This window comes from Nocardia araoensis NBRC 100135 (assembly GCF_000308435.1).
In the GTDB taxonomy this organism is placed as follows: Bacteria; Actinomycetota; Actinomycetes; order Mycobacteriales; family Mycobacteriaceae; genus Nocardia; species Nocardia araoensis.
In genome coordinates, this window is sequence record NZ_BAFR01000020.1 from 1 (window position 1) to 22109 (window position 22109).

A 22109-nucleotide genomic window follows, 5' to 3' on the forward strand; every position below is an offset into this window, starting at 1 on the left:
CCGATGAACGGGTTGCCCTTGGTCACGGCGGCGAACTTCGAGCTGAACTCACCGTTGGTCAGGTGCAGCGAACGCTCCCGGATCAGGCCGAACGCCGCCGCGTCCCAGAAGGCGGTGGTGCCGCCGTTGCCGAGTACCACCTCGTAGCCGTCCGGCAGGCCGAACAGCTCGCGCAAGCCGGAGCGCACACGCGCCACCACGTCCTTGACCGGCTTCTGCCGATGCGAAGTTCCGAACACCGAGGCGCCGACGTTCACCAGCGACTGCAGCTGCTCCGGGCGCACCTTGGAGGGGCCGCAGCCGAACCGTCCGTCGGCGGGCTTGAGATCGTCGGGAATGGTCGGAAACGCAGAGGTCATGGCCAACAGGGTAGTCGGTGGTGTCGCTGTGGCGACGCCCACACTCCGGCTAACGTAGGCGCCCATGAGCATGCCGTCAGCTAACTCAGGGTGGCGACTGCGTGAGCGGGCGCGGAACTTCCGCCTGCGGGGCGCGACGGTCTCGGACGCGATGCGCCGGGAGCTGCTGATTCGCGGAGAAGCGGGAACCGCGACGATCCTCGGGGTTCGACCCCGCCGCACCGAACCGGGGCACGTGTTCTGGGTGCGCGTGCAACTGGCATGCGAGTTCCCTTACGAGAGCCGGGTGCGGCAGCGAGTGCCCGACGCGGAGCTGGAATGGATGCGGCCGGGCGACGTGGTGTGGTGCCGGGTGGATCCGCGCGACCGCGATCGCCTGGTGCTCTACGTGCCCGACCTCGAAGAAGCCGGCCGGGCGAGCATCGCGAAGATCCTCGCCGACGGCCGCCGCGCCGACGCCACCGTGCTCGCCGCCGCACCGGTCGCGGCCGACTACTCCGGTCGTGACGACCCGCTGCTGCGGCTGGACCTCGAACTGCGCGCCTGGGACGAATCCAAGCCGTGGCGGGTACGGCTGGTCCAGCCGGTCCCGCTGCACGCCCTCCGGCTGGTCGACCTGGGCCGTCATCTGGAGGTCGCCTTCTTCGAGGTGGACCGCGGCGAGACGGTCGCCGTCGACTGGGTCGCCTCGCTCGAGGAGTGAACCGCGGGCGAATGCGGTCGAGTGCCTAAAGGTGCACGAAGGTGAAACCCATGGCGCGAATCTTCGGCAGCGCCGCGATCATCCCCGCCCCGGTTCCGGAGCGCGGCCGATGCATATGGGCCAGGGAAATAGCGCCGGGCGCGGCGGCATTCATCGCCGTTTGCACTTGGGTGGCCGACGCGGTCGCGCCGAAATCGGCGTTGATACTGAAACCGACCGGGGTTTCGCCCAATTCGTTGACGATGGACACCGCGACATCGTCGTAATGCGCGGTGCCCGCGCGGAAGAATCGCGGCGGTTTGCCGGTGATCGTGGTGAGCAACTCGTGGTTGGCCCACACTTCGTCGGCTGCCTCCCGCGCCGAAGCGGTTCCCGCGATGCCATAGGCCTCGCGGCCGTTCACCGACAGCGGTTTGTGCGCCACACCGTGATTGGCCAGTTCGAAGAGTGGATTCGCCGCCAACTGCGCGGTACGCGCGCGGTTGGCATCGATCCAGCGCTTGTTGAGGAACAACGTCGCCGGAATCCGCTCGCTGATCAGGAAGTTCACCAGCGATTCGTCGATATCGTTGTTGCCGGTGCCGCCGCAGGCGTCGAAGGTGAGCGCCATTTGTTTGCCCGTGGCGGTGAACGTCCTCGTGATTCCCGCCATCTCGACGCCCCACTGGTGCGGCAGGATCCCGGCATGTCTGGCGGCGACGGCGACCGGTGTGCCCGCGTCCACGGCCGCCGAGACCGGAGCGGCCCGCATCCCCGTGGTGGCGCCGGGCGCGACCGATACGCGCGCCTGCGCGATAGACGTGTTCTGAGTGGTGCCGCACCCGGTGGCGGCGAATCCTGCGGCCAGAGCGGCGCCGACGCCGAGCATCCGCCGCCTCGATATTCCTTTGTCCAGCATCCCTCTAGTCCTCTAGCTTTCCCTCCCGGATGCTACGCGAGCCGGACCTGGCGGCGGGACAACATGTTCCGCCGTCACGTCCGGCTCGCGGTTGTGACTTCGTGGTCGCGGGTTACGTGTGCGCGATCGTGGCCCAGCCCTCGACGTCCTCGGGCTTGCGGGGGCTGGGGCCGGTGTAGATGGCCGCAGGGCGGACCAGCTTGCCCAGTTGCTTCTGCTCCAGGATGTGGGCGCACCAGCCCGCGGTGCGGCCGCAGGTGAACATGGCGGGCATCATGTGCGCGGGTACCTCGGCGAAGTCGAGGATCACCGCGGCCCAGAACTCCACATTGGTCTCGATGGCGCGGTCCGGACGGCGTTCACGCAGCTCCGCCAGGGCGGCCTGCTCCAGCGCGGCGGCGACCTCGTAACGCGGCGCGGCCAGTCGCTTGGCGGTGGCCCGCAGCACGCGGGCGCGGGGGTCCTCGGCTCGGTAGACCCGGTGACCGAAGCCCATCAGCTTCTCCTTGCGGTCGAGGATGCCCTTGACCAGCGCCCGTGCGTCGCCGGTGCGCTCGACCTCTTCGATCATCGGCAGCACGCGCGCGGGCGCGCCACCGTGCAGCGGGCCGGACATGGCGCCGATCGCGCCGGACAGCGCGGCCGCGACGTCGGCGCCGGTCGAGGCGATCACCCTGGCGGTGAAGGTGGAGGCGTTCATGCCGTGCTCGGCGGCGGAGACCCAGTAGGCGTCGATGGCCTCGGTGTGGCGCGGGTCCGGGTCGCCCTTCCAGCGGGTCATGAAGCGCTCGGTGACCGTGGTGCACTCGTCGATCTTCTTCTGCGGGACCGCGGGCTGATAGATGCCGCGCGCCGACTGCGCGACGTAGGACAGCGCCATCACCGAGGCGCGGGCCAGGTTCTCGCGAGCGGTCTCGTCGTCGATGTCCAGCAGCGGCTGGTAGCCCCAGATCGGCGCGAGCATGGCCAGCCCGGCCTGCACGTCGACGCGCACGTCGCCGGTGTGCACCGGCAGCGGGAACGGTTCGGCGGGCGGTAGCCCGCGCCCGAACGATCCGTCGACCAGTAGCGCCCACACGTCACCGAAGGTCACCCGGCTCCCGACCAGGTTCTCGATGTCGACTCCGCGGTAGCGCAGCGCGCCGCCGTCCTTGTCCGGTTCGGCGATGTCGGTGGTGAACGCCACCACGCCCTCGAGGCCACTGACGAAATCGCTGGGTACGGTGGCCTGCCCACCGGAAACCGCGGGGCTGGTAGTCATGTCGCGACTCTCCTTGCACTTGGGTGCATGTTCTCGCGGATGGGAAGTTGCCGGATTTGACGAGTACATGCCGATCATCAAAACCTTAGCTCCCCGCTACCGAAGAGTAACGTCTGCCCCATGCGTGACCTGGACAATTCATCGGATCTCGCGGCCATGCGGGTCGACTACGGCGGCCTTCCGCACGGCGGCAACGACGACGTCGACTTGGACGAGACCTGGCTCGCCGGCGGTTGGGAGCCGCTGCTGCGGCATTGGATCGAACAGGCCACCGCGGTCGGCATCGCCGAACCCAACGCCATGGTGCTGGCCACGGTGTCGCTGGCCGACGGCACGCCGCGGCCGGTCGCCCGGACCGTGCTGTGCAAAGGGCTCTCGCCGGAGGGTGTGATCTTCTACACCAACTACGACTCGGCCAAGGGCGCTCAGCTGACCGCCCTCCCGTATGCCGCGGTCACCTTCGTCTGGCCCGCGCTGGGCAGGCAGGTGCACCTGCGCGGCGCGGTCGAGCGGGTTTCCGCCGAGACGACGGCGGCCTACTGGCGTTCCCGGCCGCGGGACTCGCAGCTGGGCGCCTGGGCTTCGCGTCAGTCCCAGCCGATCGGCTCTCGGGCCGAACTGGATCGGACGCTGGCCGAGACGACCGCGCGGTTCGCCGACACCGACGAGATCCCGGTGCCGCCGCACTGGGGCGGTTTCCTGGTCCGCCCCGACGAGGTCGAGTTCTGGCAAGGACGGCGCGGCCGGTTGCACAACCGCATCCGGGTGCGGATCCAGGACGCGGGGACCACGGTGGAGCGCTTGCAGCCCTGACGTATTCCCAGCGCGAGCGTGAGAATTCTCGCGTCGATCCGAGGAGGAGGACTGATTACGCTGCGGCGGTGAAACTGCTCGCCGACACCACTCCGCTGCGCAATCCCGACTTCCGACGGCTGTGGAGTTCGGGCATCGTGACCATGATCGGCGCGCAGTTGTCCGTGGTCGCGGTTCCGCAGCAGATCTTCCAGATCACCGGCAGTTCCGGCTACGTCGGCCTGGCCGGTCTGTTCGGCCTGGTGCCGCTGATCGTGTTCGGGCTGTGGGGCGGTGCGCTCGCCGACGTGCTGGACCGGCGCAGGCTCCTGCTGATCACCAACTCCGGCACCGGGCTCACGGCGCTGGCCTTCTGGCTGCAGGCGGTGGCCGGGGCGGACAACGTGTGGCTGGTGCTCGGTCTGTTCGCCGTGCAGCAGGCGTTCTTCGCGGTGAACCAGCCCACCCGCAGCGCCACCATTCCCCGTCTGCTGCCGGAAGGCCAACTGGCCGCCGCGAATTCGCTGAACATGACGGTGATGCAGTTCGGAGCCATCGCGGGACCGGTGCTGGCCGGGGTGCTGATTCCCGTCGTCGGGCTCGCCACGCTGTACCTGATCGACGCGGTCGCGCTGCTGGCCACGTTGTGGGCGGTGTGGCGACTGCCGGAGTTGCCGCCGACCGGGACGGTGCGCCGCGCCGGATTCCGCACGGTACTGGACGGTTTCGGCTACCTCGCCACGCAGCGGGTGCTGCTCGCGTCGTTCGCGGTGGACGTGATCGCCATGGTCTTCGGCATGCCGCGCGCGCTGTTCCCGCAGATCGCGCACGAGACCTTCGGCGACCCGGCCACCGGAGGCGTCGCGCTCGGCCTGCTGTTCGCCTCGATGTCGGCGGGCGCGGTGCTCGGCGGGGTGTTCTCCGGGTGGATTCCGCGCATCCGCAGGCAAGGCTTCGCGGTGCTGGTCTGCATCGCGCTGTGGGGGCTGGCCATGGTCGGCTTCGGCCTCGCCGTCGGGCTCACCCGGCACGGTCTCGGCCTCGGCGCCGGGCTGTGGATCGCTCTGGCGTGCTCGGCTTTCGGCGGCGCGGTGGACATGGTCTCGGCCGCGCTGCGGGTCACGATGCTGCAGACGGTGGCCACCGACGATCTGCGCGGGCGGTTGCAAGGGGTGTTCACCGTGGTGGTCGCGGGCGGGCCGCGGATCGGTGATGTTGCCCACGGTTTCGCGGCGGCGAGCCTGGGTACAGCTGTAGCCGCGGCGGGCGGAGGCGCGCTGGTGGTGGTGGGCGTGCTGATCGCGGCGGTCGCGTTTCCGGCCTTCACGCGTTACCGTGTCGCTCGCGCTCATGCCGAAATTGCCGTGTGACGTGCACCGCGAACACCCGGCGACCGCGTTCCGCGGTGGCCGCCCGACCTCACCGCGCCGGGACGTGTTTGTGAGCCGCCGCAGGACTACCCTCCGGTATTGTCCGCGTCGGCCAACGGCTAGCGTTGAGGCAAGCGCATCGTGCGCCACCGCGCCGGTGCCTGTGGTTCTAGCCTGAGAGGGATCCTTCCGTGCCCGCTGAGAACATCATCAACGTCGACGACGACGCCAAGCCGGTACTTTCCTACCCCGGCGGCGAGTTCCCGATGACGGTCACCAGGGCCGCCGAGGGCAACGACGGGATCGAGCTGGGAAAGCTGCTGGCCAGCACCGGGTACGTGACGTACGACCCGGGCTTCATGAACACCGCCCCGACCAAGTCGGCGATCACCTACATCGACGGTGAGGCGGGCATCCTGCGCTACCGCGGCTACCCGATCGACCAGCTCGCGGCGGCCTCGACCTTCATCGAGGTCAGCTACCTGCTGATCTACGGCGAGCTGCCCACCCAGGCCCAGCTCGAGGACTTCACCGACCGCATCCGCAGGCACACCCTGCTGCACGAGGACCTGAAGCGCTTCTTCGACGGCTTCCCGCGCAACGCGCACCCGATGCCGGTGCTGTCGTCCGCGGTGAACGCCCTGTCGGCCTACTACCAGGACTCGCTGGATCCGCGCGACCCCGAACAGGTCGAGCTGTCCACCATCCGGCTGCTGGCCAAGCTGCCCACCATCGCCGCCTACTCGTACAAGAAGTCGGTCGGCCAGCCCTTCCTCTACCCGGACAACTCGCTGAGCCTGGTGGAGAACTTCCTGCGAATGACCTTCGGCTTCCCGGCCGAGCCCTACGAGGTGGACCCCGAGGTCGCCGCGGCGCTGGACATGCTGCTCATCCTGCACGCCGACCACGAGCAGAACTGCTCCACCTCGACCGTGCGCCTGGTCGGCTCGTCCGACGCCAACCTGTTCACCTCGGTGTCCGGCGGCATCAACGCGCTCTGGGGCCCGCTGCACGGCGGCGCGAACCAGGCCGTGCTGGAGATGCTCGACGGCATCAAGGCCAGCGGCAGCGACGTCAAGGAGTTCATCCGCAAGGTCAAGAACAAGGAAGACGGGGTGAAGCTCATGGGCTTCGGCCACCGCGTCTACCGCAACTACGACCCGCGCGCCTCGATCGCCAAGAAGCACGCCGACGCCATCCTGAGCAAGCTCGGCGGCCACGACGAGCTGTTCGACATCGCCCAGGCCCTCGAAGAGGCCGCGCTCACCGACGACTACTTCATCGAGCGCCGCCTGTACCCGAACGTCGACTTCTACACCGGCGTGATCTACAAGGCGATGGGCTTCCCGACCCGCATGTTCACCGTGCTGTTCGCGATGGGCCGGCTGCCCGGCTGGATCGCGCACTGGCGCGAAATGCACAGCGAGCCGCTGAAGATCGGCCGTCCGCGGCAGATCTACACCGGCTACGGCGCTCGTGATTACCGCGAGATCAACAATCGTTGACCGATTCCATCCATCATCTATCGAAGGGGATAGCCGAATGACCAAACCGGAGATCGAGTTCCAGGCGGGGCCCGCGCCCACCGAGCTGGTGATCAAGGACATCATCGAAGGCTCGGGCAAGGAAGCCGTGCCAGGCGGCACCGTGGAAGTGCACTACGTGGGCGTCGAATTCGAATCCGGTGAGGAGTTCGACTCGTCGTGGAACCGCGGCGAGTCCATCACCTTCCCCCTGCGCGGCCTGATCCAGGGCTGGCAGGACGGCATCCCCGGGATGAAGGTCGGCGGTCGCCGTCAGCTGACCATCCCGCCGGAGCTGGCCTACGGTGGGGCGGGCGGCGGTCACCCGCTGTCCGGCAAGACGCTGGTCTTCGTGATCGACCTGCTGAACGCAAATTAGTTCGGCGGCGCCTTCGGCGCCGCGTGTTCACGGCCCCTTTATGGCTCGCGGTACATGCGCCGCAAGCCCGAAATGCATGGCCCGTCTTCTGTAAGGGAAGGCGGGCCATCGTCGTCTCTACTTCCTGACGATCTCGACCGGGTCGGTGAGCGCGGCCGCCAACGCTGCTTGCTGGGTGCCGCTGCGCTGGGGCAGGGCGGCCACGGCCTTGTCGGTCTGCGTGCTCAGGTTGTGCACGATGTTCTGTAGCTGGCTCACACCGCCGGTGAGCTGGCTGATCGCGCCGACCAGCTGGGCGCCGCCCTGCTCGGCGAGTTGGGGCAGGCCCTCGGCGAGTTTCGCGCCCTCGGACAGTTGCGCGCTCGCACTGGTCAGGCGGTCGACCACGGTGCGAAGGAGGGTGCCGAGGTCGGTGTCGGGGTCGACCGCGCCGCCGACGAGCGAGCCGAGGCCGGTCAGCTGGGAGCCCGCCTGCGCGGATACGCCGCGCAGCGCCTCCAGCTTCCCGATGATGTCGGCGAGTGCCGGATCGTTCGCGAACGGCAGCGCGCGCAGCAGCGGCAGCACCTGATCGAGTCCGCCGCTCACCGTATTCGCCGTTCGTTCCACCTGCGCGATCGTGATGCCGGTCGAATCCAGAGCCGCGGCGAGCTGGTCGGCTTGCGCGGCGGCGCCGTCGACGGTGGAGTTCAGCAACGCGATGGCCGAAGTGAGTTGCGCCGATCCCGATTTCGCGAACTCCAGGAAGCCGAGCAACTGATCGGCGCCGGAGCTGAACTGGTCGGCTCCCGCGGCGGCCGCCTCGACGCCCGCGTCGAGCAGCTGGGCGGTGAACTGCACCTGCGACATCTGAGACCGGGCCTGGGCGACGGCGGTGAGCGCGGCGTCGACGCCTGCCGCGCCGATCCGCTGCGTCACCGCGGTCACCGCGCCGTGCACCAGATCGGCGTCGGCGTGGTCGTGGGTGTCCACGGTGACCCTGGCTCGTTTCGGATCGGGCCCGGCCAGCGTGCCCATCGATGCCGTGAGGTCGGCGGGCAGCGTGATGACGGCGGCGTAGTCGTCGGTGCTCGCCTCGCCGGGCGCCGCGGCGGTCCATTCGTAGCCGCCCGCGTCCTGCAACGCCTTGACCACGCGCGCACCCGTCGGACCGGCATCGGCATTGACCAGAGCGATCCCCGTCGGCCCCCGATCCGTCCCGGTCCATGCGACGATCCCGGCGCCGAGCGCTCCGGCTGCGACGAGGGCAACGGCGAGAAGGCCCCAGCGGGCGCGTTTTCCGATCACGCCGCAGACCTTAAACGCGAGTTATGGCGCGCCTCTTGGCGTTTCTCTGAGAGTTGAATAAGGGGTCGCGAACACGCAGCGCCGCAGGCGCTGCGAATCAAACACCGGGCAGGTCGAGAACCAAGCGGATGCCGCCGAGGGTGCCCGCGTCGAAATATGCCCGGCCGCCGTGCAATTGGGCCTGCTGGGCAACAAGCGCCAAGCCGAGGCCCGAACCGCCCTTGCTCGCCTGGCTGCCGCGGAAGAAGCGGTCGAAGACGGCCTCGCGCTCCCGCGGCGGGATGCCGCGGCCGTTGTCGTCGATCGAGATCACGATGTGGCCGTTGGGCGCACGGTGCGCCGAGACCAGGGCCTCGGTCGCTCCGCCGTGTTTGACCGAGTTGGCCAGCGCGTTGTCCACCGCGAGCCGCAGCCCGGCGGGCAGACCACGGGTGACCAGCTCGGCGTCGGAATCGATGCGCACCACCAGGCCGGGGAAGTGCCGCATGGCGTCGTGCGCGGCCTGGTCGCACAGGTCGCCGACGTCGGTGGCGACGTGGTCGCGCTCGTTGGTCAGGTCGCCGGTGGCCAGCCGCTCCAGCGCCGCGAGGGTGCTCTCCACCCGGCCCTGGCCGCGCTGCAGGTCGTTCAGGATCTCGGCCCGCTGCGCCTCGTCCAGGTCGAGGGTGCGCAGCACCTCGAGGTCGGTGCGCATCGCGGTCAGCGGGGTGCGCAGCTCGTGGGCGGACACGGCGGCGAAGTCGCGGGCGGTCTCCAGTGCCGCGGCGGTCTGGGCCTGGGCCTGATCCACCCGCTGCAGCATGGTGTTCACCGCGTCGGCCAGTTGCTCCGCCTCGTGCACGCCCGCACCCTCCACCGGCGCATGCGGATTGCTGGGATCGGGGAACGCGCTGCGTGCGCCCACCTGCCGGGTGAGCCGGACGATCGGGCGCACCGCCGCGCCCGCCAGCAACCAGCCGAGCCCAGCGGAGGCGGCGATGGCCAGCAGGGCGCCGCCGAGCACCCACCGTTGCTGTTCGGCGGTGGCCTCGGCCGCGTCGGCGGCGGGTATGCCGAGTGAGACCACCCGGCCTTCGGGTTGATTCTCGGTGGTGGTCAGGATCCGGTAAGGGGTGCCGCTCACCGTGACGGTGCGGGAACCGGTCGGCAGTGCGGGCAGTTCGGTGGTCGTGCTCGCCGCGACCTCGCCGTTGTCCCGGACGGTCACCGCCATGTTGTTGTTCAAGCCGGTCAGGCCGATGAACCGGACCGCGATCTGCGGCTCGATCAGCACGATCCGCGCCGCGACGTCGAGTTGCTGGTCGGATTGCCGCACGTTGTTGCGCTCGATGGCGCGGATGCTGATCAGGCTGATCAGCGTCACGATGATGATCGCGCCCGCCGCGGCCGCGCCCGCGACGCGGGTGCGCAGCGAAAACGACCGGCGCCGGCGCGTTTCCCGCGGTGTGGCGGCGGGCACCGTCATTTCGGCGCTCGCAGCACGAACCCGACGCCGCGGATCGTGTGCAGCAGCCGGGGAGTGCCGTCCACCTCGAGCTTGCGGCGCAGATAGCCCACGAAGACGTCCACCACGTTGGTGTCGGCGGCGAAGTCGTAGCCCCACACCAGTTCCAGCAGACGCTCCCGGCTCAGCACCACGCCGACGTTCCTGGCCAGCGTCGACAGCAGCTCGAATTCCCGCTTGGTGAGCTCGATCTCGCGGCCGTGCAGCAGCGCGCGGTAGCCCGCGACGTCCACCTCGAGCGGGCCGACGGTGACCGCGCCCGGGGTCGCGGGGGCGGGTGCGTCCGATCGCCTGCGCAGCAGCGCCCTGATCCGGACCACCAGTTCCTTCAGCACGAATGGTTTGACCAGGTAGTCGTCGGCGCCGGACTCCAGCCCGGCGATGCGGTCGTCCACCGACGCGCGGGCGCTGAGCACACAGATCGGCACCTCGTTGCCCATCGCGCGTAACGCGGTCACCACGCCCGCGCCGTCGAGCACGGGCATGTTCATATCCAGCACGATCGCGTCGGGCGCGTTCTCGTTCACACTGCGCAGCGCTTGCGCGCCGTCTCTGGCCACGAGGACTTGGAAGCCGGACAAACGCAGCCCGCGCTCGACCGAGGCGAGCACGTCCTCGTCATCGTCGACGACGAGAACCGTCGGGTTCGAGGTCGAGGTCACGTCGTCCATTCTGCTCCCGGCCCCCGGCGAATCTTCGATCGTGCGAGTCGGCGCGCGGACTCGCGTGCGGAACCCGGAGGTGACCCGCCGGATTCCGGAGACACCCGGCGGGTCACCCGTGCTTCCGCGGGATCAGTAGTTGTGGCAGGACTCCGCCACGACGCGGATGGTGTCGCGCAACTGCGCGGTCCGCGGGTCGTTCTCCACCCGACGCGCCGCGTCCGGGTTCTCGTCGATGGCCCGCCGCAATTCGGCCCTGCGCTGTTCGACCGGCTGGTCGAACTTGCGCTGCAACTCGGCCTTCTGACTCGGGTTCGCGTCGAGCATGGCGGCCAGCTGCGGCGCCTTGTCGTGCAGTGCCGCGTCGACCTGGGCGAACGAGCAGTCCGAGGTCAGCAGCGGCTCGGCGTATTCCATCGGGCCCGCGGCGGCGATGGCGGGGCTCAGTAACAACGTGACCGTGGCGATTCCACCTGCTGCCGCGGCGGCGATGGCGGGGCGGCCTACGGAACGTTTCATGTTTCTGCCTCCAGATCATCGAGGGGTTTCGGGGCGGTCTCGAGGCTATTTCGAACTGCTGGCACCGATATGAACATCCTCTGAGGAAACTCTGAGGACGTTGACGGCGGTGCGGAAATCAGGATGGCGCAACCGGATCCACGTCGGGCGCGACCACGTGGTCGGTGTCGTCGTTCGCCGGGTCCCGCCACTCGGGCCGCGTGGCGCGGATCTGCTCCTCCAGCGCCACCAGCACCGCGGGGTCCTCGATGGTGGAGGGCACCTCGAACGTCTCGCCGGAGGTGATCTGCCGGATGGTCTTGCGCAAGATCTTGCCGGATCTGGTCTTGGGCAGCGCGGTCACGACGATGGCGTCGTGCAGCGTGGCGATCGCGCCGACCTGGGTGCGCACCCGCTCGATCAGTTCGTCGCGCAGCCGGTCGGGGTCGATGTCGACGCCGGACTTGAGCACCACGTACGCCAGCGGCCGGTGCCCCTTCAGCTCGTCGGGCAGCCCGATGACGGCGCATTCGGCGACCGCTTCGTGCCCCGCGATGGCCGCCTCGATGCTGCCCGCGGAGAGCCGGTGCCCGGCCATGTTGATCACGTCGTCGCTGCGGCCGAGGACGTACAGGTAGCCGTCCTCGTCGAAGTAGCCGGAGTCGCCGGTGAGGTAGTGGCCGGGGTAGGCGGAGAGATAGGAGCGCTCGTACCGCGCCTCGTCGCGCCAGAGTCCGGTCAGCGTGCCGGGCGGCAGCGGCAGACCGATGACGATGTTGCCCTCGGTGTTCGGCGCCACCGCGTTGCCGGAGGAGTCGAGTACGCGTAGTCGATAGCCCGGCACCGGCACCGACGCCGAGCCCGGCTTGATCGGCAGCCGCTGCAGCCCGAGCGGGTTCGCGCAGACCGGCCAGCCGGTCTCGGTCTGCCACCAGTGATCCACCACCGGGCAGTCCGCCCGGCCCGCGAGCAGGGTCTCCTCGGCCCAGGCGTAGGTGGCCGGATCCAGGCGTTCGCCCGCGCAGAACAGTGCGCGCAGTGAGGACAGGTCGTGACGGTGGGCCAGCTCGGCATCGGGATCGGCCTTGCGGATGGCCCGCAGCGCGGTCGGGGCGGTGAAGAGCACGTCGACCTTGTGCTTGTCGACCACCCGCCAGTACGCGCCCGCGTCGGGGGTGCCGACCGGCTTGCCCTCGTACAGCAGCGTGGTGGCTCCGACCAGCAGCGGCGCGTAGACGATGTAGGAGTGCCCGACCACCCAGCCCACGTCGGAGGCGGCCCACATCACCTGGCCCGCGTCGACGTCGTAGATGTTGCGCATCGACCAGGCCAGGGCGACCGCGTGCCCGCCGTTGTCCCGGACCACGCCCTTCGGCTTCCCCGTGGTGCCGGAGGTGTAGAGGATGTAGAGCGGGTCGGTCGCGGCGACCGACACCGGGTCGGCAGGCGGCGCGTCGCGGACGGCGTCGTCCCAATCGAGCCACTGCGCGGCCACGGTCTCCGCCGAACTCGGCAGGTACTCGGTGGCGGGCTGCGGCGCGGGGAACGGGATCGTGGCGAACTGCGGCCGCTGCTTGACGATCACCGTGCGCGGCGCGGTCGTCCGGGCCAGATCCAGCGCCCGCAGCACGATGGGCGGGTATTCGATCTGCTTGCCCGGCTCCAGGCCGCCGGAGGCTGTGATGATCAACACCGGTTCGGCGTCATCGATGCGGGCGGCCAGCTCCGGGGCCGCGAAGCCGCCGAACACCACGGAGTGCACCGCGCCGATGCGGGCGCAGGCCAGCATCGCGATCACCGCTTCCGGGATCATCGGCAGGTAGATCACCACGCGGTCGCCCGCGGTGACGCCCAGTCGCACCATCGCCCCGGCGAACCGCGACACCTCCGCGAGCAGTTCGGCGTAGGTGTAGACGACGGTGACGTCGGTCATAGCCGAGTCGTATATCAGGGCGGGCTGATCGGCGCGGCTGGGTGCGCCGGGAGCGGTGGGGCGGACGTGGCGGTCGAGCGCGTTGAACGAGGTGTTGAGCCGAGCCCCGGAGAACCACCTGGCCACCGGACGGGCGCCGCTGTCGACGATCTGCGTCGGCGGCACGTCCCAGTCGATCGCTTCGGCCGCGCCGGCCCAGAACTCGGCGGGATCCACCAAGCTGGTCTGGTAGGCCGGTCGGTACTCCTGCCGCACGTTCAACCCCGTGACTCCCTAGCCTCGCCTCGATGCCCGCCTCGATAGATCTGGTTGATTGTGGCAGACTTCACGCGACGCCCGGGTGGGTGCCGCTACCTTTGGTTTTGCCTGGAACCGGCAGGTCAATGATCGCGACATCACGCCCCGTCACCCAAGAAGTTATTGATCCGTTAGAATCTGATGTCACTTATTTGGGCCGTCGTAGACGCAATTTCTCGGCCAGCCGCAGCTCTCGGCCAGCTCCACCTGTCGAGCCAAGCACGCGATTGTGGAGGTTCGGTTGATGGCGCGTGGTAGAGGCCAGTTTGGAAAGTGAGTGGGAGATGCGTGACGCCGCTAGCTCCGGCAGTAGCCGCTGGGCGCTGGGCAACTGGGACCTGCGCTGGAAGGTGACGGCGGTCCTCGCCGTGCCTCTCGCGGTCGCGGTCGGCCTCGGCGTATCCAGGATCTCGTCGGAGTTCGCGGACTCGAACCGGCTCGCCGACATCTCGGACAACGTCGCCGCCATCCCCTCGGTCACCGCGCTCAGCGCGCAGACCGCCACCACCGCGGGCTCGCAGATGATCTCGCTGGGATCCAACCAGTCCGTGGTGACCGACCAGAACCTGGCGGACCTGGACAAGGCGATCGCCAACGCCGAGAAGGCGGTCGGCAAACTCGACGGCGTACCGGGCGCGCGCGCGGCCATCGACAGCATGCTCACCCAGGCCAAGGGGGTGCGCGCCCAGGGCAAATCGGTCTCCACCGGCCCGCCGTCGGACACCCTCGCGCTGATCGACCGCGTCCGCAGCGACAGCGTCCGGATCGTCGAGACGACGGTCGGCCAGGTCAGCGACACCGCGGTGGACGCGGCCAAACTGCGGCTGGTCGACTCGCTCAACACCCGTGCCACCCTGGTCAGCGAGCTCGCCGCCTTCCCCGAGGTGCTGCGCGCCCAGCAGTCCGGCGTCCAGAACTTCCTCATCGCCTCCAACACCGAGCGCGCGCTGCTCAACGTGCTCGCGCACCGGTTCGCCGACGGCGACACCTCGATCGCCGACCTGCGCGCGGGCATCGACACCAGGATCGCGCTGCTGACCAGCCCGCAGTCGCAGGCGGGCCAGCTTCCGGTCGGTGACCTGAAGAAGTCGCTGACCGACAGCCTCGCGGTCTACGAGCACGTCGTCGGCAAGGCGACCAAGGACATCGACTCCGCGATGCAGTCGCTGGTGACCACCGCCCAGCGGGACGCGTGGACCTACACCGCCGTCGTCATCGCGACCATCCTCGCCGCGCTTCTGCTCGCGGTCTTCGTGGCCCGCTCGATGATCGTCCCGCTGCACCGGCTGCGGTTGGCCGCGTTGCGCGTGGCCGAGAGCGACCTGCCGCACGAGGTCGCCCAGCTCCGCAACGGCGCCTCGCCGGAAGAGGTGCCGCTCGAGCCGATGCCGGTGCGCAGCACCGAGGAGATCGGTCAGCTGGCCCGCGCGGTCGACGACATCCACGGCCAGGCGCTGCGTCTGGCTAGTGACCAGGCGAAGATGCGTTCGCAGGTCAACGACATGTTCGAGACTTTGGCGCGACGGTCGAAGTCGCTCGTCGATCACCAGCTCACGCTCATCGAGGCGATGGAGTACGACGAGAAGGACCCGCGCCTGCTGGAGAACCTGTTCCGGCTGGACCATCTCGCCGCCCGTATGCGCCGCAACGGCGACAACCTGCTGATTCTCGCCGGCACCAGGCAGCGCCGCGCCAAGTCCGCCCCGGTCGAGATCGCCGACGTGCTGCGCGCCGCGATCTCCGAGGTGGAGGACTACGAGCGCGTCAAGCTCGGCGCCACCCCCCGCGGTTCGCTGAAGGAACCCGCCGCCTCCGACCTCGCGCATCTGTTCGCCGAGCTGCTGGACAACGCGCTGCGCGCCTCGCCGCCGGAAACCGACGTCAAGTTCACTTTCGCGCAGGCGCACGATCAGGGACTGCTGATCGAGGTGGCCGACCGCGGCATCGGTATGCCGCCCGCCGAGATGGCCGATATCAACCGCCGTCTGGAACAGACCGCCGAACCGGGGCCGGACACGGCCCGGCACATGGGTCTGTTCGTGGTCGGCAGGCTCGCCGAGCGACACGGTCTCACCGTGCGGCTGCGGCCGACCTTCGACACCGCGCGCGATCCCGGCGTGACGGTGACCGTGCACGTGCCCGTCGGACTCATCGTCGCGGGCAAACCGAGCGCGGGGCAGCCCGTCACCCCGCAGCCTTCGCCGCAGGCCGCAGCCCCACAGCGTCCGTCGGCGCCGTCGTCCATGCAGATGCGGGCCGTCCAGCGGACTCCTGGGGGCAATGTCGTGGTCACCGTCGATCCCGGGGTGAGCGGTCCGATTCCGGTCGCGAGCGCCAAGCCCCCCGCTCCGTCCAGCGGACCGATCCCCACCGGCCCCGGAGGACTGCCGCAGCGGCAGCCGGGTTCGGCGATGTCGTCGTCCGGTATGCGCTCGGAGAACCAGCAGTCGGCTACGAGTCTGCGCCCCACGTCGGGGCAGCCCGCGCCGAGTGGTCCGCAGCGCGGCAAACTCGCCGCGGCCAGCCTGCCCAAGCGCAACCTCAGCCCCGGCGGTCCGCCGCCGCGCCAGCCCGGCGGTCCCGCGGAGTCGTCCGGTCCGGGTCTGCCGCCGCGTGAGCCGAACTCGGGCGAGCTGCCGGTGCGTCAGCCGGGCGCCAACGGTGTGCCGCAGCCGAGCACCGGTCTGCCGCAGCGCCAGCCGGGCACCAACGGTGTGCCGCCGCGAGACGCCTCGAAGGGCCTGCCGCAGCGGGAAGCCGGTTCGAGTGGTCTGCCGCAGCGTGAGTCCGCCTTGGGTGGGCTGTCGCAGCGGGACTCCGGTTTGGGTGGTCTGCCGCAGCGTGAGTCGGCCTCCGGCGGTCTGCCGCAGCGTGAGTCCGCCTTGGGTGGTCTGTCGCAGCGGGACTCCGGTTTGGGTGGTCTGCCGCAGCGTGAGTCCGCCTCGGGCGGTCTCCCGCAGCGTGAGTCGGCGGCGGGTGGTCTGCCGTCCCGTGAACCGGGTGCGACGCGCCTGCCGTCGCGTGAGCCGGGCGCTACCGGCCTACCGCAGCGGCAGCCGGGTTCCAACGGTGTGCCGCAGCGTGAGTCGGCGCGGGGGTCTGCCGCAGCGTGAATCAAGTGCCACAGGCTTGCCGTCGCGTGAGCCGGGTGTGACTGGTTTGCCGTCGCGTGAGCCGGGTCTGACTGGTTTGCCGTCGCGTGAGCCGGGTGTGACCGGTTTGCCGTCGCGTGAGCCGGGTGTGACCGGTTTGCCGTCGCGTGAGCCGGGTGTGACCGGTTTGCCGTCGCGTGAGCCGGGTGCCACGGGTCTGCCGTCGCGTGAGCCCGGTGTTACCGGCTTGCCGTCGCGGCAGCCGGCGGCAGGCCTGCCGCAGCGCGATGCGGCTCCCACCGGCCTACCGCAGCGTGAACCGGGTAACGGCCTGCCGCAGCGGGATGGCGGTGCTCACCGGCTTCCGCAGCGTGATCCGGGCTCCGGTGCGCTACCTGCCGTCAGCAACGGTCTGACGCAACGGGATTCGACCGCGAGCGGCCTGCCGCAGCGGGACGCGGGCTTGGCCAACGGCCTGCCGCAGCGTCCGCCCGCGCCGTCGAGTCTTCCGCAGCGCGAGAGCGGGCTCACCGGTCTGCCGCAGCGGCAGCCGGGCGCCCAGGCGCCGCAGCGCCAGCCCGTGCCGCCGGGAGTGGCGCTGCCGCAGCGGGACCGCGGTGGCCAGCACGCCGCGAGCGGAGAGCAGCCCGCCGCGGCGCCGGGGCGCGATCCCGGCAAGCACAGCTTCCGGTCCAACCCGGCCAAGACGGCGTCGTTCTTCCAGACCAGGCTGCAACCCGCGGACGAGTCGGGGGCGTCGATGGGCGGGACGCCGATCTTCGCCGAGATGATGTCGGCGTGGCTGTCGGATCCCAACACGGATAGGTCCCAGGTGGCTGCATCCTTCGAATCGCCGGGTGATGAGGGATGGCAGGCGGCTCGCCGCGCCAGTGAGGCTCAGCCCGAGACGAAAACGGCGGCGGGCTTGCCGCAACGCAATCCGGGCGGAAGGCTTGTCCCCGGCGGCGTCAGCGGTGCGGCGGATCGGGCGCCGCGCCGTGACCCAGAAACGATCAGGTCCAGCTTGAGTCGTCACCAGCAGGGCGTCCGGGATGGCCGCGCAATGAGAGCAATGAACCTAACCGGAGATAAAGGAGACCGATGAACCCCGATCTAGGTGGTACGAATCGTCAGCTGGATTGGCTGGTTTCGAACTTTGCCAACGAGGTTCCTGGCGTAGCCCATGCCGTCCTGGTCTCGGCTGACGGCCTACTGATGGCCGCGAGTGCCCAGCTGCCCGTCGACCGCGCCGAACAGCTCTCGGCCGTCACGGCCGGTCTGGCCAGCCTGTCAGTCGGCGTCTCGAACCTGTTCGAGGGCGGCACCGTGCTGCAGTCCGTCGTCGAGATGGAGCACGGATACCTGCTACTCATGGCTGTCGGCGACGGTTCCTATCTCGCGGTGCTGACCAATACCTCGTGTGACATCGGTCAGGTCGGCTACGAGATGGCTCTGTTGGTCGAGCGGGTTGGCCAGACTGTTCAGGCCACACCACGCGTCACGATGGGTTCCTGATGGTGGGATGGACATAGAAGATCACCGCGTGGGGAGCGTCGAGCCCAGCCTCGTACGCCCATACTCGCTGACCGCAGGCCGCACCAGACCCGCGGTCGAGTTGGCGTTGGAGGCCCTCGTCGCATCGCATCCGGTCGCCCTGGAGCGGCAGTTCGAACTGACCAACATCGAGACGTCCATCGTGGAGTTGTGCAGAGAATCGCCGTCCGTTGCCGAGGTAGCAGCCCGATTGGGTATCCCTATCGGGGTGGCCCGTGTGCTTGTGGCCGATTTGATCGAGGCCGGGCACGTGCGCGTTTCGGCGACTTTGAAAGACGATTCCAGCGACGATGAGCGTCGCGAGCTGATCGAAAGGGTTCTCAGTGGACTCCGGCGTATTTGATTCGACGGCGCAGGTCGACACTCGTACCAGCAAGCCAACATCGGCGAAGATCGTGGTCGCGGGTGGCTTCGGTGTCGGGAAGACCACGTTGGTCGGTGCTGTCTCGGAGATCGTTCCGCTGCGCACCGAGGCATTGGTGACCAATGCCAGTGCCGGTATCGACAACCTGACCGGCATCCCGATGAAATCGACCACCACGGTGGCGATGGACTTCGGCCGGATCAGTCTCGCCGACGATCTCGTGTTATACCTGTTCGGCACGCCGGGCCAGTACCGATTCTGGTTCATGTGGGACGACCTGATCCGCGGCGCCATCGGTGCCGTCGTACTGGTCGACACCCGCAGGCTGGAGGACAGCTTCGCGGCCGTCGACTACTTCGAAGCGCGCGGCCTACCTTTCCTGGTGGCGCTCAACGAATTCGACGACGCGCCGCGATACCCGATCGAGGACATCCGGCAGGCGCTCGCCGTGCCTGCCGACGTGCCGATCCTGTCCATCGACGCCCGGCGTCGGGAACCGGCCAAGCAGGCTCTGGTCGCGCTCACCGAGTACGCGCTGCGCAAGGTGATGCAGGGCTACTGAGTGCTCACGTGGCCGGCCGGAGCACCGGGTAGGGCGGGATAGGCTCGCCCGGTGCGTACTTCGGCGCGAGAATTGCTCGAGCAACTGCTCGACAAGGACTCGTTCGTCAGCTGGGACCGGCCACCGGTGACGGTGGCCGCCTCCCCGCAGTACCGCGATGCCTTGCAGAAGGCGGCGGTCGCGGCGGGTACCGACGAATCCGTGCTCACCGGCGAAGGACTGCTGCGTGGTCGGCGCGTGGCCGTGATCGCCTGTGAGTTCGGATTTCTGGCCGGCTCGATCGGTGTGGCGGCGGCGGAGCGGATCGTCTCCGCGGTGGAGCGCGCCACCGAACTCGGGCTGCCGCTGATCGCTTCGCCGACCTCGGGCGGGACCAGAATGCAGGAGGGCACCGTCGCCTTCGTGCAGATGGTGAAGATCGCCGGTGCGGTGGCGGCGCACAAGTCGGCGGGGTATCCCTACGTCGTCTACCTTCGCAACCCAACGATGGGCGGCGTTTTCGCGTCGTGGGGTTCGTTGGGCCACATCACCTTCGCTGAACCCGGGGCGCTCATCGGATTTCTCGGCCCTCGGGTTTACCAGGCCCTCTACGGCCGACCCTTCCCGGAAGGCGTGCAGACCGCGGAGAACCTGTATCGGCGCGGCGTCATCGACGGCGTTCTGACGATCCCGGTTTTCCGCCGTATCGCGCATCGTGCGCTGAGTGTGTTCAGCGGCGTCGAGTTGCCGGATTCCGCTGCGGAACAGCGTCGTTCCGATCAGGTCGCGGCGTCGGAACCGCAGCCGCCGAAGGAGCGGCTTGCCGGCCGGGATGCCAATGGCATTGCGACCGAACACTTCCAGATCGATGCCGAGCGGAATCGCGCCGCGGATGATCGAGTGTGGCAGTCGGTCCTCATCTCCCGCCGCCAAGAGCGTCCCGGCATCCGGGAACTTCTTCGTCATGTGACGCAACGAGTTCCGCTCAGCGGCACGGGTCAGGGCGAATCCGATCGCACCGCCGTGCTCGCGCTCGGCCGTTTCCGCGGGCAGCCGTGCGTGGTTTTCGGGCACGACCGGCGCGGCCAGCAGGGCGAGAACACCATGGGTCCGGCCGCGCTGCGTGAAGCGCGGCGCAGTATGGCGCTTGCTCGGGAGTTGCGACTACCTCTGGTTCTGGTCATCGACACGGTGGGGGCGGCGCTGTCGAAGGAGGCCGAGGAACGCGGCCTGGCACCCGAGATCGCTCGCTGCATAGCCGATCTGGTGACGTTGGACACCCCGACCGTCTCGGTGCTGCTCGGCCAGGGCACCGGCGGCGGCGCGCTGGCGCTGCTGCCCGCCGACCGGGTGCTCGCCGCCACGCACGCGTGGCTGGCTCCGCTGCCGCCGGAGGGGGCGAGCGCGATCGTCTTCCGCGACACCGAGCATGCGGCGGAATTGGCTGCGGCGCAACGGATCAGCGCTACCGACCTGCTGGCCGACGGCGTGGTGGACCGGATCGTGCCGGAATTGCCCGACGCGGCGGACGAGCCGGTGGATTTCGCCCGCCGGATGGTGGCCGTGATCGCACACGAACTGGCGAGTCTGCGCGCACGGACGGAATCGGAGTTGCTGACGGCTCGGCAGGCTCGATACCGGCGGCTCGGGCTGCCCCGCTCGATGGGCTGACCGCAGGCGAACGCCGTGAGTTCGCGGCTGGCGAACCCGGTTCCCAGCAAATTACAAGCCAACACACCCGAGTGCGTGATTGACGGTTCGCCGCCACACTTCTACCGTCGGAATGTGACCTTCAGAAGCGAGACCAGCACCGTTCCCTCGATCGTCCTGAACGACGGGAACGTGATCCCGCAGCTCGGCTTCGGCGTGTTCCAAGTGCCCGCCGAGGACGTCTTCTCGGCCGTCACCACCGCGCTCGAGGTCGGCTATCGCAGCATCGATACCGCCGCGATCTACGAGAACGAAGAGGGCACCGGCCGTGCGATCAGGGAATCCGGCCTGCCCCGCGACGAGATCTACGTCACGACCAAGCTGTGGAATGCCGACCAGGGCTACGACTCCACGCTGCGCGCGTTCGACGCCAGCATGCAGCGGCTCGGCTTGGACTACCTCGACCTGTACCTCATCCACTGGCCGGTGGCCGCGGCCGACCGCTTCGTGGACACCTTCCGTGCCTTCCAGGCGCTGAAGTCGCAAGGCCGGGTGCGGTCGATCGGCGTCTCGAACTTCACGGTCGCGAACATCCGACGACTCATCGCCGAGACCGGTGAGATCCCGGTGGTCAACCAGGTCGAGCTGCACCCGAGGTTGGCGCAGCGCGAGCTGCGCAAGTACCACGCGGCCAACGCGATCGCCACCGAGGCGTGGAGCCCGCTCGGGCAGGGCACCCTGCTCGACGAGAGGGCCGTCACGGCGGTGGCCGCCGAGGTCGGCCGCACCCCGGCGCAGGTGATCATCCGCTGGCACCTGCAGCTGGGCAACGTCGTCATTCCCAAGTCGGTCACGCCGTCGCGGATCGCGGAGAACTTCGACGTGTTCGGTTTCGAGCTCACACCGGCACAAATGGACGCGATCAACGGGCTGGATGCCGGTGCGCGCATCGGTCCGGACCCGGACCGGTTCACCTACGGCCTGATCGACTGACCCCGGGTATCGCCGAGGCCGGTCAGCGTGATCCGAGATATTCGGTGAGTTCGAGGGCCGCCGCGTGCCCAGCGCGATTGGCGCCGATAGTGCTGGCCGACGGTCCGTAGCCGATCAGGTGGATGCGCGGATCGGCGGCCACCTGGGTGGCCAGCCGTCCCGACATGGTGATGCCGCCACCGGGTCCGCGCAGCCGCAGCGGCGCGAGGTGGTCGAGCGCGCTGCGGAACCCGGTGGCCCAGAGGATCACGTCCGCTCGCTGGAAGGTTCCGTCGGCCCACCGCACCCCGCCCGGCTCGATGCGCTCGAACATCGGCAGGCGGGTGAGCGCGCCGCGGGCCCGCGCCGCTCGTAGCCGGTTGTCGAGCGGCAGCCCGGTGACCGAGACCACCGATCCGGGCGGCAGGCCACGCCGCACCCGGTCTTCGACCATCGCGACCGCGGCGCGC

The 22109-nt window shown here is 69.3% G+C and carries 19 protein-coding genes and 2 pseudogenes; 12 read left to right on the forward strand and 9 right to left on the reverse strand.

The genetic code is table 11. The features are described from left to right. Positions 1-359: pseudogene (locus tag ON21_RS03320) on the reverse strand (phosphoserine transaminase); the annotation flags it as partial. A gap of 64 nt (positions 360-423) precedes the next feature. Between ON21_RS03320 and ON21_RS03325 the strand changes: the two are divergent. After that, positions 424-1062: a hypothetical protein gene (locus ON21_RS03325; protein ID WP_039795148.1), complete on the forward strand. Its 639-nt coding sequence runs from the start codon at positions 424-426 to the stop codon at positions 1060-1062. Positions 1063-1087: 25 nt separating this feature from the next. Here ON21_RS03325 and ON21_RS03330 read toward each other — a convergent pair whose 3' ends face one another. Both ON21_RS03330 and ON21_RS03335 read right to left on the reverse strand, forming a co-directional pair. Next, entirely contained in the window at positions 1088-1960 is an 873-nt protein-coding gene (locus ON21_RS03330; RefSeq protein WP_245562446.1) for a polysaccharide deacetylase family protein, read from the reverse strand. 112 nt (positions 1961-2072) lie between these two features. Next, positions 2073-3221 (reverse strand): citrate synthase 2, encoded by a 1149-nt coding sequence (locus tag ON21_RS03335; RefSeq protein WP_039795153.1) that lies wholly within the window; start codon positions 3219-3221, stop codon positions 2073-2075. Positions 3222-3341: 120 nt separating this feature from the next. Between ON21_RS03335 and pdxH the strand changes: the two genes are divergently transcribed. The 4 genes from pdxH (at position 3342) to ON21_RS03355 (ending at position 7285) form a co-directional block, all read left to right on the forward strand. Beyond that, the gene (gene pdxH / locus ON21_RS03340) at positions 3342-4034 is read left to right on the forward strand and encodes a pyridoxamine 5'-phosphate oxidase (protein WP_039795155.1); all 693 of its coding nucleotides are present in this window, start codon (positions 3342-3344) and stop codon (positions 4032-4034) included. A gap of 68 nt (positions 4035-4102) precedes the next feature. Further along, positions 4103-5383 (forward strand): MFS transporter, encoded by a 1281-nt coding sequence (locus ON21_RS03345; RefSeq protein ID WP_039795157.1) that lies wholly within the window; start codon positions 4103-4105, stop codon positions 5381-5383. 191 nt (positions 5384-5574) lie between these two features. Continuing rightward, positions 5575-6888, forward strand: coding sequence for a citrate synthase (locus ON21_RS03350; RefSeq protein ID WP_083880375.1), 1314 nt, complete (start codon positions 5575-5577; stop codon positions 6886-6888). Positions 6889-6925: 37 nt separating this feature from the next. After that, the gene (locus tag ON21_RS03355) at positions 6926-7285 is read left to right on the forward strand and encodes an FKBP-type peptidyl-prolyl cis-trans isomerase (protein ID WP_039795159.1); all 360 of its coding nucleotides are present in this window, start codon (positions 6926-6928) and stop codon (positions 7283-7285) included. A gap of 117 nt (positions 7286-7402) precedes the next feature. On the opposite strand, the gene ON21_RS03360 is transcribed toward ON21_RS03355, so the two are convergent. The 5 genes from ON21_RS03360 to ON21_RS03380 form a co-directional block, all read right to left on the reverse strand. Further along, a complete protein-coding gene (locus tag ON21_RS03360) occupies positions 7403-8572 on the reverse strand; it encodes a YhgE/Pip domain-containing protein (RefSeq protein WP_039795161.1) in 1170 nt (389 codons plus the stop codon). Positions 8573-8669: 97 nt separating this feature from the next. Continuing rightward, positions 8670-10037, reverse strand: a complete 1368-nt coding sequence (locus ON21_RS03365; protein ID WP_083880376.1) for a HAMP domain-containing sensor histidine kinase — start codon at positions 10035-10037, stop codon at positions 8670-8672. Beyond that, entirely contained in the window at positions 10034-10747 is a 714-nt protein-coding gene (locus ON21_RS03370; RefSeq protein WP_039795163.1) for a response regulator transcription factor, read from the reverse strand. The genes ON21_RS03365 and ON21_RS03370 overlap by 4 nt, the downstream gene beginning before the upstream one ends. Before the next feature lie 123 nt (positions 10748-10870). Next, positions 10871-11257, reverse strand: coding sequence for a hemophore-related protein (locus ON21_RS03375; protein WP_039795165.1), 387 nt, complete (start codon positions 11255-11257; stop codon positions 10871-10873). 118 nt (positions 11258-11375) lie between these two features. Continuing rightward, a complete protein-coding gene (locus ON21_RS03380; RefSeq protein WP_039795167.1) occupies positions 11376-13430 on the reverse strand; it encodes an AMP-binding protein in 2055 nt (684 codons plus the stop codon). 320 nt (positions 13431-13750) lie between these two features. On the opposite strand from ON21_RS03380, the gene ON21_RS03385 reads away from it, so the two are divergent. From ON21_RS03385 to ON21_RS03415, 7 genes are all read left to right on the forward strand, one after another. Then, positions 13751-16579: a sensor histidine kinase gene (locus ON21_RS03385; protein WP_051020269.1), complete on the forward strand. Its 2829-nt coding sequence runs from the start codon at positions 13751-13753 to the stop codon at positions 16577-16579. A gap of 226 nt (positions 16580-16805) precedes the next feature. After that, positions 16806-17663 carry a hypothetical protein gene (locus tag ON21_RS39575; RefSeq protein ID WP_218004033.1) on the forward strand — a complete coding sequence of 286 codons (858 nt, stop codon included), beginning with the start codon at positions 16806-16808 and terminating at the stop codon, positions 17661-17663. Beyond that, positions 17660-18073: a roadblock/LC7 domain-containing protein gene (locus ON21_RS03395; RefSeq protein WP_011207200.1), complete on the forward strand. Its 414-nt coding sequence runs from the start codon at positions 17660-17662 to the stop codon at positions 18071-18073. The genes ON21_RS39575 and ON21_RS03395 overlap by 4 nt, the downstream gene beginning before the upstream one ends. 7 nt (positions 18074-18080) lie before the next feature. Then, positions 18081-18455 (forward strand): DUF742 domain-containing protein, encoded by a 375-nt coding sequence (locus tag ON21_RS03400; protein WP_039795171.1) that lies wholly within the window; start codon positions 18081-18083, stop codon positions 18453-18455. Then, complete coding sequence (locus tag ON21_RS03405) at positions 18436-19038, forward strand: GTP-binding protein (RefSeq protein ID WP_174186021.1); 603 nt, start codon at positions 18436-18438, stop codon at positions 19036-19038. The genes ON21_RS03400 and ON21_RS03405 overlap by 20 nt, the downstream gene beginning before the upstream one ends. A 51-nt stretch (positions 19039-19089) precedes the next feature. Continuing rightward, complete coding sequence (locus ON21_RS03410; protein ID WP_039795174.1) at positions 19090-20688, forward strand: acetyl-coenzyme A carboxylase carboxyl transferase subunits beta/alpha; 1599 nt, start codon at positions 19090-19092, stop codon at positions 20686-20688. A gap of 114 nt (positions 20689-20802) precedes the next feature. After that, positions 20803-21660 carry an aldo/keto reductase gene (locus ON21_RS03415; RefSeq protein WP_039795176.1) on the forward strand — a complete coding sequence of 286 codons (858 nt, stop codon included), beginning with the start codon at positions 20803-20805 and terminating at the stop codon, positions 21658-21660. Between the two features lie 22 nt (positions 21661-21682). Here ON21_RS03415 and ON21_RS03420 read toward each other — a convergent pair. Beyond that, positions 21683-22109: pseudogene (locus ON21_RS03420) on the reverse strand (pyridine nucleotide-disulfide oxidoreductase); the annotation flags it as partial.

What these genes read in the sequence shown, in the direction of transcription:
- ON21_RS03395 (WP_011207200.1), top strand. Translation starts at nt 17,660, where the DNA reads ATGAACCCCGATCTAGGTGGTACGAATCGTCAGCTGGATTGGCTGGTT.
- pdxH (WP_039795155.1), top strand. Translation starts at nt 3,342, where the DNA reads ATGCGTGACCTGGACAATTCATCGGATCTCGCGGCCATGCGGGTCGAC.
- ON21_RS03330 (WP_245562446.1), bottom strand. Translation starts at nt 1,960, where the DNA reads ATGCTGGACAAAGGAATATCGAGGCGGCGGATGCTCGGCGTCGGCGCC.
- ON21_RS03375 (WP_039795165.1), bottom strand. Translation starts at nt 11,257, where the DNA reads ATGAAACGTTCCGTAGGCCGCCCCGCCATCGCCGCCGCGGCAGCAGGT.
- ON21_RS03400 (WP_039795171.1), top strand. Translation starts at nt 18,081, where the DNA reads ATGGACATAGAAGATCACCGCGTGGGGAGCGTCGAGCCCAGCCTCGTA.
- ON21_RS03370 (WP_039795163.1), bottom strand. Translation starts at nt 10,747, where the DNA reads ATGGACGACGTGACCTCGACCTCGAACCCGACGGTTCTCGTCGTCGAC.
- ON21_RS03355 (WP_039795159.1), top strand. Translation starts at nt 6,926, where the DNA reads ATGACCAAACCGGAGATCGAGTTCCAGGCGGGGCCCGCGCCCACCGAG.
- ON21_RS03365 (WP_083880376.1), bottom strand. Translation starts at nt 10,037, where the DNA reads ATGACGGTGCCCGCCGCCACACCGCGGGAAACGCGCCGGCGCCGGTCG.
- ON21_RS03335 (WP_039795153.1), bottom strand. Translation starts at nt 3,221, where the DNA reads ATGACTACCAGCCCCGCGGTTTCCGGTGGGCAGGCCACCGTACCCAGC.
- ON21_RS03325 (WP_039795148.1), top strand. Translation starts at nt 424, where the DNA reads ATGAGCATGCCGTCAGCTAACTCAGGGTGGCGACTGCGTGAGCGGGCG.
- ON21_RS03385 (WP_051020269.1), top strand. Translation starts at nt 13,751, where the DNA reads ATGCGTGACGCCGCTAGCTCCGGCAGTAGCCGCTGGGCGCTGGGCAAC.